Origin of the sequence: Acinetobacter sp. AOR01_HL (genome assembly GCF_027855455.1) — a bacterium.
Lineage (GTDB): Bacteria > Pseudomonadota > Gammaproteobacteria > Pseudomonadales > Moraxellaceae > Acinetobacter > Acinetobacter baumannii.
The window spans coordinates 43,932-59,971 of the sequence record NZ_JAKTIM010000041.1 but is presented as its reverse complement, the minus strand read 5'-3'; the positions used below and the strand labels follow the sequence as shown (position 1 = coordinate 59,971).

The following is a 16,040-nucleotide window of genomic DNA, read 5'->3' as shown; positions in this document are numbered from 1 at the left end:
CGAGCGGCGATAGAGAAATTTTTAAATGAAAGGGAATGGATGAGCTCAGCCGTATAGTTGGCTCACCCCATGTTTAATTTAAATTTGAACGCAGTAATTAGGTCTTATGGCTAGCAAGTAAAATACTGGTCTCACTGTTATAAATACCTGAAATATTTCTAATTCTTTCTAATACTTTATCGAAGTTTTCTAAAGTGTCGGAACGTAGCTCAACCAGAATATCCCATTTACCGTTGGTTTTATGCAGACATTCAACCGCACTTTCTAGGCGTAGTTCTTTAATCACAGACTGTGCTTTGGTGCCTTCGACCATAATGCTCATCCATGCACGGATGACATTCCGTTCCGCATTTGGTTTAAAACGAACCGTATATCCGGTAATAATGCCCGAAGATTCAAGATACTCCATTCTCTTTTTAATCGTTGCTCTTGAGACGTGAACTTTTTCGGCTAACTCGGTTACAGACATCCGTGCGTTATCTTTAAGTAAACCTAAAATAATTTGATCAATATTGTCCATAATGTAATTGTCAATTATCAGATTGGTAAAAAATAATTCATTTTTTACTGAATTACAAATTTTGTGAATCAATTTGATTTTGAATAATAAGGTCATCAGTTAACCCGAATAATTCAATTTAATGGACTAGATAAGATGAATAATTTTGCAGTTTCTCGTGGTGACTTTAACGAGTGGATGGTTCCAGTATTTGCACCGGCAAATTTCATTCCGGTACGTGGTGAAGGTTCACGTATCTGGGATCAAGAAAATAAAGAATATATCGATTTTGCAGGCGGGATTGCAGTAAATGCATTAGGTCATGCGCATCCAGTGGCAGTCAATGCGTTAACAGAACAAGCAAAAAAACTTTGGCACGTCGGTAATGGTTATACCAATGAACCAGTACTACGCCTTGCTAAACAACTCACTGAAAATACATTTGCCGATAAGGTATTCTTCTGTAACTCAGGTGCTGAAGCGAATGAAGCAGCATTAAAACTTGCACGTAAAGTTGGACTCGACAGCGGTGTTGCAGGTAAAAGTGGCATTGTGGCATTTAACAATGCTTTCCACGGCCGTACTTTATTTACCGTTTCGGCAGGTGGCCAACCAAAATATTCACAAGACTTTGCACCACTTCCAAACGGTATTAGCCATGTTGCTTATAATGATTTAGAAGCGGCTAAAGCAGTCATTAATGAGCAAACATGTGCTGTTATTGTTGAGCCAATCCAAGGTGAAGGCGGCGTTATTCCTGCTGAGATCGAATTTTTAAAAGGTTTGCGTGCGCTATGTGATGAGTTCGGTGCCTTACTTATTTTTGATGAAGTACAAACTGGTGTTGGTCGTACGGGTGCACTTTATGCCTACATGAACTACGGTGTGATTCCGGATGTACTTACGACTGCAAAAGCATTGGGCGGTGGTTTCCCGGTCGGTGCAATGTTAACAACTGATAAATTTGCGCCGCATTTTTCTGTAGGCACACATGGTACGACTTATGGTGGTAATCCGTTAGCAAGTGCGGTTGCTGGCGCTGTATTCGAGTTTATTAATACGCCTGAAGTGCTTAATGGCGTTAAAGAGCGTCACGACTACTATAAAAACGCTTTAAATCAATTAAATGAAAAATATAAAGTCTTTAAAGCAATTCGTGGCAGTGGTTTATTGCTCGGATGTGTTTTAAAAGACGAGTTTGCTGGTAAAGCAAAAGATATTAATAACCTTGCGGGTGAAGAAGGTTTACTGAGTCTTATAGCTGGTCCAAATGTAGTCCGTTTTACACCTTCTTTAATCGTTCCATTTGCTGATATTGATGAGGGCTTAAAACGCTTTGAACGTGCGCTTGCTCGCTTTGTGGAAATTCAAAAGGATGAACAAGCAGCATGATGATTATTCGCTACATTGAACCTAGGGATGTTAATGACCTTTACCTGTTGGCGCAAAAAGCAGGTTTTGGTTTGACATCTTTGCAGCCAAATATGGAAAATTTGGCTGCACGTATTGAACGGGCGTGTAAGACAGTCGCAGGCGAACTCCCAAAGGCAGATCAGGTTTACTTATTTGTTTTAGAAGATACTGAACTCAACAAAGTTATCGGGGTTTGCGGAATTGAAGTCGCACTTGGTTTAAAAGAGCCTTGGTACAATTTCCATGTAGGAACCCAAGTTCATGCTTCAGAACCGTTAAGTGTTTATAACGCTTTACCTACTTTGTATTTGAGTAATGACCATACTAACTGTAGCGAGCTTTGTACTTTATTTTTAGATCCTGACTATCGCTTAAATAAAAATGGCAAATTTTTATCTAAAGTCCGTTTTTTGTTTCTCTCTGCCTTTCGCCAATATTTTGAAGAAACGATTGTTGCCGAAATGCGTGGATACTCTGATGCAAATGGGCAGTCACCATTTTGGAATGCGGTAGGCCATAAGTTTTTTAATATTGAATTTACCAAAGCCGATTATTTGAGTGGGGTGGGACAAAAGGCTTTTATTGCTGAGTTGATGCCGAGACATCCACTCTATGTTGATATGCTGCCTGATGATGCTAAAGCCGCGATTGGTATTGTTCATCCCAATACTCGACCAGCCTACAATCTCTTGCTTGAAGAAGGACTACGCTACAAAGGCTATATAGATATTTTTGATGGTGGTGCAACGCTGCAAGCAGATATTGAAAATTTACGAGCAATTAAAGAAAGCCAGATTTTAACTGTACAAGTTGTAGAGTCTATTCCTCTTAGTTCAGGTGATGAACCCTATATTGTGGCCAACGATAACTATGAAAATTATCGAGCCATTCTTGTATTCGGCACACCTTATCAGGAGTTATTGCAAATAACAAAAGCACAAGCAAAACAATTAAATGTTGAAAATGGCTCTTTAGTTCGTGTGCTAAGTGTCCATGTTAAACAGGACTCGAACCCACAGATAGTGAACAAACTTAAAGAAACAGAGCATTTGCGAATGGCTGTTAATTAAGCAGAAATACTATACATTTCACCAAATTTAAGAAGGAATACTATATTATCGCTAGCGCAAGAGGGGTATATGGATAAATACGATCTTGCTCGCTGAGCTGGGATTAATTAGCCTGTTTTATTATATAAAAGATAATTCAATAAAATATGTAATTAATTTATATATTTTAAGAATTTTTCAAAATTATATTTTTAAATGCAGGCTAATATAATAATGAAGGAAAGGAATGATGAATAATTTTTATTGTTATAGGTGATAGCTTTTAAAAAGGAATTTATAAGGTTTTAAATGATTTAATAATATTTTTAACATGATTTAATGGACTAAATTAATAATCATATAATTTATTTATTATTAAAGCATTTACGACGGTTGCTATAAATTGGAGTAAATATTACATGAGTAAGAATAACGGAAAGCAATTCCTGGAAGGAGATCTTCTTGGTAGTCAACATATGACTGAGCAAGAAGAAGAGAAATTGCAGCGCTCATTGACAAATCGTCATATTCAAATGATCGCAATCGGTGGTGCAATTGGTACTGGATTATTTATGGGTTCCGGGAAAACATTAAGTGTTTCGGGTACTTCAATTGTTTTAACCTATTTAATTATTGGTTTCTTCTTTTTCTTCGTGATGCGGGCAATGGGTGAATTGTTGCTTGCCAACACGAATTTTAAAACCTTCGCCGATTTTGCAACAGCTTATCTCGGTCCGTGGGCGGGGTTCTTCCTTGGTTGGTCGTATTGGTGTAACTGGATTATTACTGCGATTGCCGATGTAATCGTGATCGGAGGGTACATGCAGTTTTGGTATCCAGATTTACCCGTCTGGATTCCGGCATTTACTTCATTGGCGATCTTAACCATACTCAACTTTGTGGCTGTGCGGCTTTTTGGTGAACTTGAGTTTTGGTTCTCCCTCATCAAAATTACCGCAATTATTCTGTTTATTCTGGCGGGTATTTATTTAATAGGTACCGGATTTACTTCTCCAAATGGGGTTAAGGCCTCGATGAGCCATTTGTTTGAAACAGAATCGATGTTTCCTTATGGCGTTACAGGTTTCTTGGCTGGCTTCCAAATTGCCATCTTTGCATTTGTGGGTATTGAGCTTGTCGGTACGACTGCTGCTGAAACCAAAGACCCGCATACTTCACTTCCGAAAGCAATTAACTCTATTCCTTTACGCATTTTATTATTCTATGTAGGCGCATTGGTTTGTATTATTGCAGTCACATCTTGGGCAAAAGTTTCACCAGAAAAGAGCCCATTTGTAGAAATGTTTACCTTGGTTGGATTACCAATTGCGGCGGGTTTAATCAACTTTGTTGTTGCGACTTCGGCTTTATCTTCTGCAAATAGTGGAATCTTTGCAACCAGTCGTATGCTATATGGTTTGGCTTTAGACAACGATGCACCTAAAAGCTTTAGTAAGCTGTCAAAAAGAAAAGTTCCAATTCGCGGACTCGTATTTTCAATGGCATGCGTAACGGTTGGTACTTCTATTTTATTTATTGTGCCTAATGTCATGACCGCCTTTACGATTATTTCAGCGCTCACTTCAATTTTATGTATTTTTACATTTATGCTGATTGTGCTTTCATATATTTACTATCGTAAGAAAAGCCCTGAACTACACATCCAGTCAAAATATAAAATGCCAGGTGGTTTATTTATGGCATGGATGACCATGTTATTTTTAGTTTTTACTATCGTAATTTTAGCTTTAGACCATGATACTTTAATTGCACTTGAGTGCTCACCAATCTGGTTTATTGGTTTGTTTATTGCCTATAAATATAAAAAGAAAAAGATGTTGCAGCTTGATATTTTAAAAGCTCAAAAGGTTGATTATATTTAAATAAATTTTAGTGATTTTATTAGAAATCTTATTATTTAAAACCCAATAAAAAAGCCTCATAACGAGGCTTTTTTATACTCTTTATTTAATACTTGGATCGCCTTTTTTCAAGAAAAAGCGAATCGCTAGTTTTTGTAGGAATGTTCCATAAGGAGGGTGGAAAAGCTGAGTCGGGAAAAACCGATGACGAATAAATACAGTTTTTGCATGTGAAAGTTCACGGAAACCTTCTTCGCCATGATATGACCCCATGCCTGAGTTACCGATACCGCCAAAAGGAGCATCGTGGTTAACTACATGCCAACCCCAGTCATTGATGGTCACACCACCTGAATGAGTTTCACGCAAAATACGATCTCGTTCTACTGAATTATGCGTAAAGCAATAAAGTGCTAAAGGTCTTTCGTCCGATTTCACATAGGTAATCGCATCATCTAAAGAATCATAAGCCACCACAGGTAAAATAGGGCCAAAGAGTTCTTCTTTCATAATCCGCATGTCTGGCGTGCAATTCAGCACAATGTGCACAGGCATCCTGCGACCTTGTTGGTCAAAGCTATAAGTATCGCAAGGAATAATAAGGGCACCTTTTTCTTGCGCATCGGTCAAAATATCTTGAATACGTTTTAAATGGCGGTCGTTCACAATGGATGTGTAATTCTCATTATTTTCAATGTTTTGACCAAACATTTTTATAAAGCTTGATTTCGCAGCTTCAACAAATTCATCAATACTTTCTTTGGGAACCAACGCGTAGTCAGGCGCTACACAGATTTGACCACTATTAGTTGCTTTGCCATGGGTAATACGTTTTGCCGCATCGGCAAGTGGGTAATTACGGCTCACAATGGCCGGTGATTTGCCACCTAACTCAAGTGTAACAGGTGTTAGATTTTCAGCAGCAGCTCGCATGACGACTTTGCCAATCGCAGGAGAACCCGTAAATACAATATGGTTAAATGGCAAAGAGGTAAATCTTGCTGGGTCTGTAATTTCTTCACCAAAAACCGCCACTTCATCTTCATTAAAGACTTCAGCAAGCATGCGTCTTAGCATTGCATTGGTATTCGGTGTAATTTCAGGGAGTTTAATCATGACTCGGTTGCCCGCAGCCAAAGCTGCAATGAGCGGGCCAAGTGCTAAATAAACGGGGAAATTCCAAGGAACAATCACACCAACCACGCCTTTAGGTTGGTATTGCACACTTAAACGGTTCGATAAAAATAAAAGCTCGGTACGGCGTTTACTTGGACGCATCCAGCGGCGTAAATGATGAATCGCATGATCAGCTTCCAACACAGAACCAAGCAAATCTAGTAGTTTAGATTCATCGAGTGATCTTGAACTAAAGTCAGCATTAATCGCGGCAGCCAAAGCATCTTGATAACGGATAATTTGTTTTTTAAGTTTATGCAGTTTTGTGCGGCGTGCTTCAAGACTTGGGTAAGGATCTGCCTCAAAATTGGCACGTTGTTTGGAAAAAATAAGTTCCATATGTTCAGTGGCAGAGCCGCTATATTCTTTTAAAGTGGAGCTTTCCATTATTGTTCCTTCCATACTTTTGCTTATCATACTTTATGCTTGAAGCGTCGTATGGTCGATGTTAAATTGAGACAACAAGAGGTAGATTAGTGCCATTATGCACGTCACTCTAGGGATGGTGTGAGTTAAATGCCTAAAAATCTTTATAAAAATGCAAATAGTGTTATCGAAGGAAATTATGATAATACACCCTTAGGTGCCAATACATATTTGCTGGGTTTAACCAGTTTATTTGATGAAATGGGGGCGCAAGGCCATTCAATATCCGATGTTTTATCTGGCACAAATATTTCGCCAGATGCTATGAATCACTCCTCTTTATATATTTCCCAAGTCCAAAAAATTCAGCTATTTCAAAATATTCAAAAGCTATCAAATGATCCACTCATTGGTCTGCGCGCAGGGCAAAAGCAGCGATTGTCAGATTTTGGAGTGTATGGCTATGCGCTATATTCTTCACGTAATTTTAGACAAGCGGTCGAGCTTGGTATTCGACACATTAAGCTTGCAGGACCTATTTTAAAGAAGTCATTTTATATTCGAGATGATGTTGCCGTTTTTGAAGGGCAGGACATTATTGCACTGGGTAAGCTTTTACCTTTAGTGTGCGAGTTTTGGTTTAGCTCTATGCAAACTTTAATTGAACGAGTGCTTGAAGGACCATTTCAAGCAAAGAAGCTTTTATTACCATACCCAGCGCCTGACTATGCAGAAGAATATGAAAAAGTGTTTCGTTGCCCCGTTCAGTTTAATGCTGGGGTGATGCAATGGCATTTTGATTTAAAGTGGCTCGATGTACCTTGCCCAAATGCCAACCCGATTACTGCGGACATGTGTAAGTCGTTTTGTGAGCGGATGCTAGGCGTTGCTGAACTTGAAGAGCCTGAGTTGGTGAAAACGATTCGTTTAATACTATTGGATGGAACGGGGCTTTTTCCATCAGCTCAAGAAATGGCTGAACGTTTACATATCTCAAAGCGTACTTTACACCGGCGCTTGGCAGGTTTTGATTTAACCTATCAAGAATTGTTAGATGAGACTCGGCGCCGTCTTGCTGATGAATATTTGCGAGAGACAACTTTAACCATAGATGAAATTGCTGAGAGAATTGGCTTTTCAGATACTTCTAACTTTCGAAAAGCCTACCGTCACTGGACAGGCATTTCACCAAATGAGTATCGAATACAGTACCTAAATTAGATTAAGGTTTGTTTATTATTTAAATCGAGAGAGTAACTTTTTCTGCAAAAATGGATTACAGAGCAAAATCGCAAATAAAATAATAAAAATGCCGATAATACTGAATAGATCTGGTAATTCATGCCAAAAAACAAATCCCCAAATTCCTGCAAAAATAATAGCAATATAGTTCATTGGGCCAATTTGTCCTGCTGGTGCTAAGCTGTAAGCATAAGACATAAACAGTTGACTAATATTAGCTAAAAGTCCTGCGGCAATGAGTAATGCTAATTCATGCCAAGTGAAAATACGCCAATGCCAGAACATTGGAATAGAGGAAATTAAACTACCAAAAACACAGAAGTAAAAAACAATACGTTCAGGCGGCTCTGTACTGGTTAAAGCTCTTACGGTGACAAAGGCCATTGCTGATAAAAAGCATGCACCCAAGCCAATAAAAGATAATGCGTTAAATAGACCTTGATCGGGTTTAGCGACAAATAAAACCCCAATGAGTCCAATCACAGCGGCAAAAATCATAGACTTGGTAATTTTTTCTTTTAAGAAAAGCCATGCAATGAGTGGTATAAAGATAGGAGATGAATAACTAAAAACCATGGCGTTCGATAGTTTTAAGTTCGCAATGGCATAGAAAAAACCATACATGGCGGCTAGCCCGACAATACTTCGCCAAGTATGCATCCAGAGTTTATCGGTTTTAATAAAATCTAGCCCCTGTTTAAAGAGCATCGGAATAAAAATAAATAAACCTACTGCATTTCTAAAAAACACGACAGTCGCGTTATCTACCGTTTGTGAAGCAAAACGAATGCACACTCCCATAATGGAAAACAATAATGCCGACGTCATAAGACAAAGCAGTGCTTTTCCAAGTTGTGTAGAGGGGAGGTTTGAAGCAGTCTGATTTTGCATAGAGAAATACAGTTCTTAATTTTCGATGTTATTTTAGCAGCGCTGTTAAGTTTTAGTGAAATGTGTCGTAATTAATAGGGGAAATAAGAAAGATGAGGTGATATAACCTCATCTTCTAAACCTTATTAGGTCACGGGTGCAGGGTTAAATACAGCGAGTGAGTTATGAATACCCCAACGGTCCGACCACGTTTGTTTTTCACCGCTAGCTACTTGTAAAATCAGCTCAAAAAGTTCCCAGCCCACTTCTTCAATAGTTTTCTTCCCAATGGCAATATCGCCAGCACTGATATCAATCAGGTCATACCAACGGTTTGCAATATTGTTTCGGCTTGCCATTTTAATAACCGGCACTGCTGCCAGCCCGTAGGGTGTACCGCGACCTGTGGTAAAGACTTGAACGGTAATACCAGATGCCATTTGCTGCGTACCACAGATAAAGTCACTCGAAGGGGTGGCCGCAAAAATTAAACCCTTTTTAGTCGGTCTTTGGCCCGGTGCGAGAACTTCTACAATCGGTGAGCGGCCCGATTTTGCAATTGATCCCATCGCTTTTTCTACAATGTTATTCAGTCCACCTTTTTTATTGCCGGGTGTGGTATTGGCACTTCGGTCTACTTGGCCTGCTGCTAAGTAGTCATCGTACCATTTCATTTCCCGAATTAGATCTTTGGCAACTTGTTCATTTGCTGCACGTGGAGTAAGTAGGTGAATACCATCGCGGACTTCCGTAACTTCAGAGAACATGACTGTACCGCCACATTGCACAATCAAGTCAGCTGCGAAACCAACGGCAGGGTTAGAGGTAACTCCGGAAAATGCATCACTCCCACCACATTGCATGCCTACAACTAATTCAGAGGCTGGAACTTCTTCTCGAGTACGTTGATTAAGCTTTTCAAGGTGTTGTTCTGCCACGGTTAAAATATGGTTCACCATACTTTCAAAACCGTTGTGGCGTTCATCTTGTAACTGAATAATATCTTCGTATGCTAGGGGAATATATTTGTTTTCTTTAGGAATATTTAAAAGTCGTTCGGGTTGCATTTTTTCGCAGCCCAGACTCACCACCATAATTTCTCCACCAAAATTAGGGTTGAGTGCAAGGTTATGTATGGTACGAATAGGAACAATTGCAGCGGGTGCATCAATTGCTACACCACAACCATATAAATGGTTTAATCCAACTACACCATCTACATTTGGATATTTTGGAAGTAAATCACGTTCAATAATTTTAACGACATAATCGACAATACCCTCTACACAGTTAACGCTGGTCGTAATACCTAAAATATTTTTTGTGCCGACGCTGCCATCCTTATTTTTATAACCTTTAAATGTATATCCGGTCAGTGGAGGAAGCTTAGGATCGGGGCGAGTTGCTAATTCAAGATCATCTAGCTCAGGTGCCTCTGGCATTTGGGTAACGGCTTCATTCACCCAAGAACCTGCGGTTAAATCTTTATTGGCATAGCCAATGATTTCGCCATAACGAACAATTGCTTCACCTTGCTTTAACGGCTCCAATAAAACCTTATGTCCTTGTGGTACTTCATCAACCAAGGTGAGTTGGTATTCTTCAATATATGTAGAGGATGGTAAGCCACCGTCATTGACCACAATGGCTACATTATCGGGAGGACTGATTCTTATTAGGAGAGGCTTCAGCATGATCGTTCCTTGTATACATTTGAAGAGAGGCCATAACGCTTAATGTGTTTAAGCGTTATGGTGTAAAGGTTTAAGAAGTAGGTTTTAATTCGAAGCGCTGAATTTTACCGACAATAACGGTATAGCAAATGACAGCTGCGATGGCATGTATACCGACATAAGTTAATGCAAGGTTGAAAGAGCCTGTACTTGCCAAGATATAGCCGATCACAATTGGGGTCACGATTCCTGCCGTATTACCAAATGCATTCATCATTCCACCTGATAAACCAACCATTTCTTTTGGTGCAACATCAGACATGACTGCCCAGCCTAAAGAGCCGATTCCTTTACCGAAGAATGATAAGGACATAAAGAATACGATTGCTGCTTGAGAATCTACGTAATTACATAAGATAATTGAGGTTGAGACCAAGAAGCCGACTACGATAGGGAGCTTTCTCGAAAAGCTTAAGCTGTAATTCATTCGAATTAACTTATCTGAAATTAAGCCACCTAAAATTCCGCCTACAAAGCCACAGAGTGCTGGTGCAACCGCTGCAAAACCCGCTTCTAAAATGCTGAGATGTCTTTCTTTGACAAGGTAAACAGGGAACCAAGTCAAGAAAAAATAGGTCAGTGTATTTACACAATATTGACCAATAAAAATACCGAGCATCATACGTGAAGCAAGAAGTTGTTTAACTTTACTCCAAGTAATTTTCTCTTTTTTAGCGTTTTGGCTGTTTTCGCCCATATCGAGTAAAGCACCTTCTGAAGCAATGTATTTTACTTCTTCAGGATTTACTGTTGGATGATTGGTCGGGCTATAGATGACCTTGAGCCAGATAAAGGAAAGAATGATTCCAAGACCACCCATGACCCAGAAAATAGACTGCCAGTGGACGGTTGCAACAAGCCAACCCATGAGGGGAGCGAAAAGTACGGTCGAGAAATAAGAGGATGAGTTAAAAATGGCAGCGGCAGTTCCACGTTCTTTGGTTGGAAACCATGCAGCAGCAATTTTACTGTTACCCGGAAAAGCAGGCGACTCAGACAAACCGACTAAAAATCTGAGTACAAAGAGCGAAGTAATGATGGTCGCAGTATCACCTAAAATGTCGGTAAAACCGATTAAAACAGTGAACAAAGACCATAAAAACAGGCTCCAGAAATATACACGGCGAGCACCAAACTTATCGAGTAGCCAGCCACCTGGAATTTGACCAATCACATAGGCCCATGCAAAGGCCGAGAAAATATATCCCATAGTGACTGAGTCAATTCCCAGTTCATGAGACATTGGCGTTGCTGCCATTGAGAGAGTTGCACGATCACCGTAATTAAAAGCCGTGACCAAAAAAATCATCGCAAGAATGTAATAGCGAGTTTTTGTATGCTTGGCTCTTTGCTGAGTCACTACAGCAATATTTGTTTGCAGATTATCCATATACAAACTCTTTTTAATAATCGACCTATTTGCATATCCGTGAAATAGGTGACGTCATGTCAAATTCATCGATAGAATAGATGAGAAAACGGAATGTTGTATCTACTCTATAGTCCTAATTCTAAAACCGCGCCTTTAGATGTATGACATCATATGATTAAAAATATTATTTTGGCAAGTAGGCTCGAAAAATAATTTTTGTGCGAGTTTATATTGACAAGTTGTATGATGTCTTATAAGTTTTGGTGATGAAAAAATAGTATCAGTATGCCAAGGAGTATTTTAATGGCGACCTCTACACCTATTGTTAAATCCATTCGAGCAATCCCAGTTGCCGGGCATGACAGTATGCTGCTCAATTTGAGTGGTGCCCATGGACCTTATTTCACTCGTAATATACTCATCATTGAAGATAACTCTGGAAATATTGGTGTAGGTGAAATTCCAGGCGGAGAGAAAATTTTAGCGACATTAAATGATGCTAAAGCCTTGGTAGAAGGGCAGCCGATTGGTGAATATAAAAACTTGCTCAAAAAAATTCAGCAAACTTTTGCTGATCGTGACAGCGGTGGTCGAGGCAATCAAACCTTTGATTTACGTACCACAATTCATGTTGTAACGGCCTATGAATCGGCATTACTTGATTTGCTTGGTAAGCATTTAAATGTAAATGTTGCAAGTTTACTTGGTGAAGGGCAACAACGTAGTGAAGTTGAAGTATTAGGGTATTTATTCTTTATTGGTGACCGCAAACAGACTTCATTAGACTATGCGACTACACCTCAACATAACCATGATTGGTATAAAGTCCGTCATGAAAAAGCGTTAACACCTGAGGCTGTGCAGCGTTTAGCAGAAGCATCTTATGACCGTTATGGTTTTAAAGACTTTAAATTAAAAGGTGGTGTATTACAGGGCGAACAAGAAGCTGAGGCAGTAACTGCAATTGCGCGCCGTTTCCCGGATGCACGTGTAACGCTTGATCCAAACGGAGCATGGTTTTTAGATGAAGCAATTGCTTTAGGTAAACATTTAAAAGGTGTGCTGGCCTATGCGGAAGACCCGTGTGGTGCAGAACAAGGTTATTCAAGCCGTGAAATTATGGCTGAGTTTAAGCGAGCAACGGGGTTACCGACCGCCACGAATATGGTTGCGACTGACTGGCGGGAAATGTCGCATAGTATTCAATTGCAAGCTGTTGATATTCCATTAGCTGACCCGCATTTCTGGACATTGGAAGGTTCGGTGCGTGTTTCTCAGTTATGTAAAATGTATAACTTAACGTGGGGATCGCATTCAAATAATCACTTTGATATTTCCCTTGCCATGTTTACCCATGTTGCAGCGGCTGCCGTGGGTAATGTGACTGCAATTGATACGCACTGGATTTGGCAAGAAGGTACAGATCAACTGACTAAAGCACCGCTTGAAATTAAAGATGGTAAAATTCAGGTACCAACAGCACCGGGACTTGGTGTCGAACTTGATTGGGACCGAATTAATCAAGCCCATGAACTTTATAAATTAAAAGGTTTAGGAGCTCGTAATGATGCGGATGCGATGCAATTTCTAATTCCTAATTGGACTTTTAATAATAAAAAGCCATGTTTGGTTCGTTAATCTGACTCGATTCGTATTTAAATATTGAATTGATAGCTGTCCTTTGGGGCAGCTTTTTTATTGCTATAAAAAAATTAATTTTAAAAAGAAAAAAGATATTGAAAGAAATTAGATTGATGATGTAAGATGTCTGACAACATAAACACGTATGGAAACTTGCAAATGGATGCTCTTGAGTTAAAAAACATTATTTCTGATGGTTTACTGTCTTTCCCGGTAACAGATTTCGATCAAAACGGAGATTTTAATAAATCTTCTTATGCAAAACGTCTTGAGTGGTTAGCTCCATACGGCGCCAGTGCTTTATTTGCTGCAGGTGGTACAGGTGAGTTTTTCTCATTAACTGGCAATGAATATTCTGAAGTAATTAAAACTGCGGTAGATACATGCAAAGGCAGTGTACCGATTATTGCTGGGGCAGGTGGTCCGACACGTCAGGCGATTGAACAGGCAAAAGAAGCAGAGCGCTTAGGTGCACACGGTATTTTGTTAATGCCGCATTACTTAACTGAAGCAAGCCAAGAGGGTTTAATTGAACACGTTAAGCAAGTATGTAATTCAGTAGACTTTGGCGTAATTTTTTATAACCGTAGCGTATCAAGATTAAATCTCGATTCTATCCAAAAGTTAACTGAGATGTGCCCGAACTTAATCGGTTTTAAAGACAGCTCTGGCCAAATTGATATGATGACGGCAGTGACTCAAACTATTGGAGACCGTTTGTCGTATTTAGGTGGCCTGCCAACAGCAGAAGTTTTTGCAGCGCCATATAAAGCCTTAGGTTGCCCAGTTTATTCGTCAGCTGTATTTAACTTTATTCCAAAGACTGCAATGGAGTTTTATAACGCGCTTCGCAGTGATGACTTTGAAACAACCAATCGTTTGATTAAAGATTTCTTCTTGCCTCTGATTAAAATTCGCGACCGTAAATCAGGTTATGCGGTAAGCATGATTAAAGCTGGTGCCAAAATTGTTGGGCATGATGCAGGTCCTGTGCGTCCACCATTAAGTGATTTAACTCAAGCAGACTATGAGGATTTGGCTGCTCTCATTGCGACACTTGGTCCGCAATAATTCTAACTGTTTAGGTATTGGAGCTTTAAAATGAGTAAAAATAACGGTCGGCAGTTTATTAATGGTCAACGCGTTGCTGTAAATGTGCCAGCTTTAGAAAGTATAGCTGCAAAAGACTATCAGCCAACAGGTTATATATTTAGTCAGGCAACACTTGAAGAAGTAGATCAGGCTGCTCAAGCTGCGCATAACGCTTTTTTAGTTTATAGCCAAACTTCTCAAGAGCAACGTGCATCTTTTCTTGAAGAAATTGCTCGCCAAATTGAAGCATTGGGGGCGAACCTGCAAGAAGTCGCTTCACTTGAAACAGGCTTACCACTTGCTCGTCTTCAAGGGGAGACAGGGCGGGTTACTGGTCAGCTTCGACTGTTTGCTGAACTTTTACGTCGTGGCGATTTTTATGGTGCTCGTATTGATGTGGCATTACCAGAACGTAAGCCTTTGCCACGTGTTGATTTGCGTCAATATAAAGTTGGGGTAGGACCAGTTGCCGTGTTTGGCGCGAGTAATTTCCCACTTGCATTTTCAACTGCAGGCGGTGATACCGTAGCTGCTTTAGCAGCAGGGTGTCCGGTTGTCTTTAAAGCACACTCTGGCCATATGGCGACTGCTGAGCTTGTTGCAGAAGCCATTGAAAAAGCAATTGAAGTTTGCGGTATGCCTAAAGGCACATTCAATATGATTTTTGGTGGCCGTATTGGTGCAAACTTGGTAGAACATCCACTGATTCAAGCAGCTGGTTTTACGGGTTCTCTTGAAGGAGGAATGGCGCTTTATAACCTTGCGCAGAGCCGTCCTCAGCCGATTCCATTTTTTGCTGAAATGTCAAGTGTGAACCCTGTGGTGGTTTTACCTGAAGCACTTCATTCACGTGGTGAACAAATCGCACAAGATACGGTTGCTTCTTTTAATATGGGGTGTGGCCAGTTCTGTACAAAACCCGGTCTAATTTTAGGTGTAAAAGGCCCCGAGTTTGACCGCTTTATTACAGCTTTAGTTGAAAATACACAGAAAGCCGTGCCTCAGGTTATGTTGAATGAAGCTACTTTAAAAAGCTATCGAACTGGTATTGATGCATTAATAAATGAAGCTGGTTTTGAGGTCATTGCATCGGGTCAGGAACCTGAGTTGGTTTCTCAAGCAAAAGCACATCTGTTTAAAGCGGACCAATCTGTTTTATTGTCAGGCAACCCAAAACTACAACATGAAGTTTTCGGACCGATGTCGATTGTGATTGCGGTCGAAGATGAAGCCACTCTGTTGAAGGGTATTGAAGCTTTAGGTGGACAGCTCACGGCAACCATTATTGGTGATGAAAATGAGTTGTCTGAAGCAGGCGAGCTTCTTCATTTGCTAACCGGTAAAGCTGGCCGTGTATTGTTTAACGGTTTCCCGACAGGAGTTGAAGTGTCTGATGCCATGGTACATGGTGGTCCTTTCCCTGCAACCAGTGATGCACGCGGAACTTCGGTGGGTACGGGAGCGATTGAGCGTTTCTTGCGTCCGGTATGTTTCCAAAATACACCACAAGTTTTATTACCCGATGCATTAAAAGATAGTAATCCACTACAGATTACTCGTCTGGTCAATGGGCAATTAACTCAGGCTCAAATTTAAAAGTTGTGCAGCTCAATCAATGGTATTGAGCTGCATATTTTTTAACTTATTCAACGCATTATTAAATATCAACAGAAGCATAAGTTGCTTACTTTTTAAATATATGTGAGAGCTTGATAAGGGAGATAA

The 16,040-nt window shown here is 40.0% G+C and carries 12 protein-coding genes; 7 read left to right on the top strand and 5 right to left on the bottom strand.

Annotated elements, in window-relative coordinates; genetic code table 11:
- Nucleotides 1-97: 97 nt before the first annotated feature.
- The gene (locus MKL62_RS12830; protein ID WP_002001056.1) at nt 98-520 is read right to left on the bottom strand and encodes an Lrp/AsnC family transcriptional regulator; all 423 of its coding nucleotides are present in this window, start codon (nt 518-520) and stop codon (nt 98-100) included.
- Nucleotides 521-655: 135 nt separating this feature from the next.
- Here MKL62_RS12830 and MKL62_RS12825 point away from each other — a divergent pair, with 135 nt between their 5' ends.
- The 3 genes from MKL62_RS12825 (at nt 656) to MKL62_RS12815 (ending at nt 4,844) form a co-directional block, all read left to right on the top strand.
- The gene (locus MKL62_RS12825; protein WP_005129181.1) at nt 656-1,891 is read left to right on the top strand and encodes an aspartate aminotransferase family protein; all 1,236 of its coding nucleotides are present in this window, start codon (nt 656-658) and stop codon (nt 1,889-1,891) included.
- Nucleotides 1,888-2,982, top strand: a complete 1,095-nt coding sequence (gene astA, locus MKL62_RS12820; protein WP_005129179.1) for an arginine N-succinyltransferase — start codon at nt 1,888-1,890, stop codon at nt 2,980-2,982. Before MKL62_RS12825 ends, astA begins: the two co-directional genes overlap by 4 nt.
- Nucleotides 2,983-3,380: 398 nt before the next feature.
- The gene (locus tag MKL62_RS12815; protein ID WP_000042092.1) at nt 3,381-4,844 is read left to right on the top strand and encodes an amino acid permease; all 1,464 of its coding nucleotides are present in this window, start codon (nt 3,381-3,383) and stop codon (nt 4,842-4,844) included.
- A gap of 81 nt (nt 4,845-4,925) precedes the next feature.
- Here MKL62_RS12815 and MKL62_RS12810 read toward each other — a convergent pair whose 3' ends face one another.
- Nucleotides 4,926-6,386 (bottom strand): coniferyl aldehyde dehydrogenase, encoded by a 1,461-nt coding sequence (locus MKL62_RS12810; protein ID WP_005129171.1) that lies wholly within the window; start codon nt 6,384-6,386, stop codon nt 4,926-4,928.
- 129 nt (nt 6,387-6,515) lie between these two features.
- On the opposite strand from MKL62_RS12810, the gene MKL62_RS12805 reads away from it, so the two are divergent.
- Nucleotides 6,516-7,586 (top strand): AraC family transcriptional regulator, encoded by a 1,071-nt coding sequence (locus MKL62_RS12805; protein ID WP_005129168.1) that lies wholly within the window; start codon nt 6,516-6,518, stop codon nt 7,584-7,586.
- Nucleotides 7,587-7,601: 15 nt separating this feature from the next.
- Here the strand turns inward: MKL62_RS12805 and MKL62_RS12800 are convergent, their stop codons facing one another.
- The 3 genes from MKL62_RS12800 to MKL62_RS12790 all read right to left on the bottom strand — a co-directional run bounded on the left by MKL62_RS12800 (nt 7,602) and on the right by MKL62_RS12790 (nt 11,600).
- Nucleotides 7,602-8,498 carry a DMT family transporter gene (locus MKL62_RS12800; RefSeq protein ID WP_001181015.1) on the bottom strand — a complete coding sequence of 299 codons (897 nt, stop codon included), beginning with the start codon at nt 8,496-8,498 and terminating at the stop codon, nt 7,602-7,604.
- Nucleotides 8,499-8,623: 125 nt separating this feature from the next.
- A complete protein-coding gene (gene garD / locus MKL62_RS12795) occupies nt 8,624-10,171 on the bottom strand; it encodes a galactarate dehydratase (RefSeq protein WP_030423680.1) in 1,548 nt (515 codons plus the stop codon).
- A 70-nt stretch (nt 10,172-10,241) separates the two neighbouring features.
- The gene (locus tag MKL62_RS12790) at nt 10,242-11,600 is read right to left on the bottom strand and encodes an MFS transporter (RefSeq protein ID WP_005129164.1); all 1,359 of its coding nucleotides are present in this window, start codon (nt 11,598-11,600) and stop codon (nt 10,242-10,244) included.
- Nucleotides 11,601-11,885: 285 nt separating this feature from the next.
- Here MKL62_RS12790 and gudD point away from each other — a divergent pair, with 285 nt between their 5' ends.
- The 3 genes from gudD (at nt 11,886) to MKL62_RS12775 (ending at nt 15,911) form a co-directional block, all read left to right on the top strand.
- Nucleotides 11,886-13,220, top strand: coding sequence for a glucarate dehydratase (gene gudD / locus MKL62_RS12785; protein ID WP_005129160.1), 1,335 nt, complete (start codon nt 11,886-11,888; stop codon nt 13,218-13,220).
- A 162-nt stretch (nt 13,221-13,382) separates the two neighbouring features.
- Nucleotides 13,383-14,294 carry a 5-dehydro-4-deoxyglucarate dehydratase gene (gene kdgD, locus MKL62_RS12780; RefSeq protein ID WP_000339250.1) on the top strand — a complete coding sequence of 304 codons (912 nt, stop codon included), beginning with the start codon at nt 13,383-13,385 and terminating at the stop codon, nt 14,292-14,294.
- A gap of 30 nt (nt 14,295-14,324) precedes the next feature.
- Nucleotides 14,325-15,911 (top strand): aldehyde dehydrogenase (NADP(+)), encoded by a 1,587-nt coding sequence (locus MKL62_RS12775; protein ID WP_005129158.1) that lies wholly within the window; start codon nt 14,325-14,327, stop codon nt 15,909-15,911.
- The last annotated feature ends 129 nt before the right edge of the window (nt 15,912-16,040 follow it).

Excerpts from the sequence above, each read along its gene's own strand:
- MKL62_RS12830 (WP_002001056.1), bottom strand. The coding sequence starts at position 520 with ATGGACAATATTGATCAAATTATTTTAGGTTTACTTAAAGATAACGCA.
- MKL62_RS12825 (WP_005129181.1), top strand. The coding sequence starts at position 656 with ATGAATAATTTTGCAGTTTCTCGTGGTGACTTTAACGAGTGGATGGTT.
- astA (WP_005129179.1), top strand. The coding sequence starts at position 1,888 with ATGATGATTATTCGCTACATTGAACCTAGGGATGTTAATGACCTTTAC.
- MKL62_RS12815 (WP_000042092.1), top strand. The coding sequence starts at position 3,381 with ATGAGTAAGAATAACGGAAAGCAATTCCTGGAAGGAGATCTTCTTGGT.
- MKL62_RS12810 (WP_005129171.1), bottom strand. The coding sequence starts at position 6,386 with ATGGAAAGCTCCACTTTAAAAGAATATAGCGGCTCTGCCACTGAACAT.
- MKL62_RS12805 (WP_005129168.1), top strand. The coding sequence starts at position 6,516 with ATGCCTAAAAATCTTTATAAAAATGCAAATAGTGTTATCGAAGGAAAT.
- MKL62_RS12800 (WP_001181015.1), bottom strand. The coding sequence starts at position 8,498 with ATGCAAAATCAGACTGCTTCAAACCTCCCCTCTACACAACTTGGAAAA.
- garD (WP_030423680.1), bottom strand. The coding sequence starts at position 10,171 with ATGCTGAAGCCTCTCCTAATAAGAATCAGTCCTCCCGATAATGTAGCC.
- MKL62_RS12790 (WP_005129164.1), bottom strand. The coding sequence starts at position 11,600 with ATGGATAATCTGCAAACAAATATTGCTGTAGTGACTCAGCAAAGAGCC.
- gudD (WP_005129160.1), top strand. The coding sequence starts at position 11,886 with ATGGCGACCTCTACACCTATTGTTAAATCCATTCGAGCAATCCCAGTT.
- kdgD (WP_000339250.1), top strand. The coding sequence starts at position 13,383 with ATGGATGCTCTTGAGTTAAAAAACATTATTTCTGATGGTTTACTGTCT.
- MKL62_RS12775 (WP_005129158.1), top strand. The coding sequence starts at position 14,325 with ATGAGTAAAAATAACGGTCGGCAGTTTATTAATGGTCAACGCGTTGCT.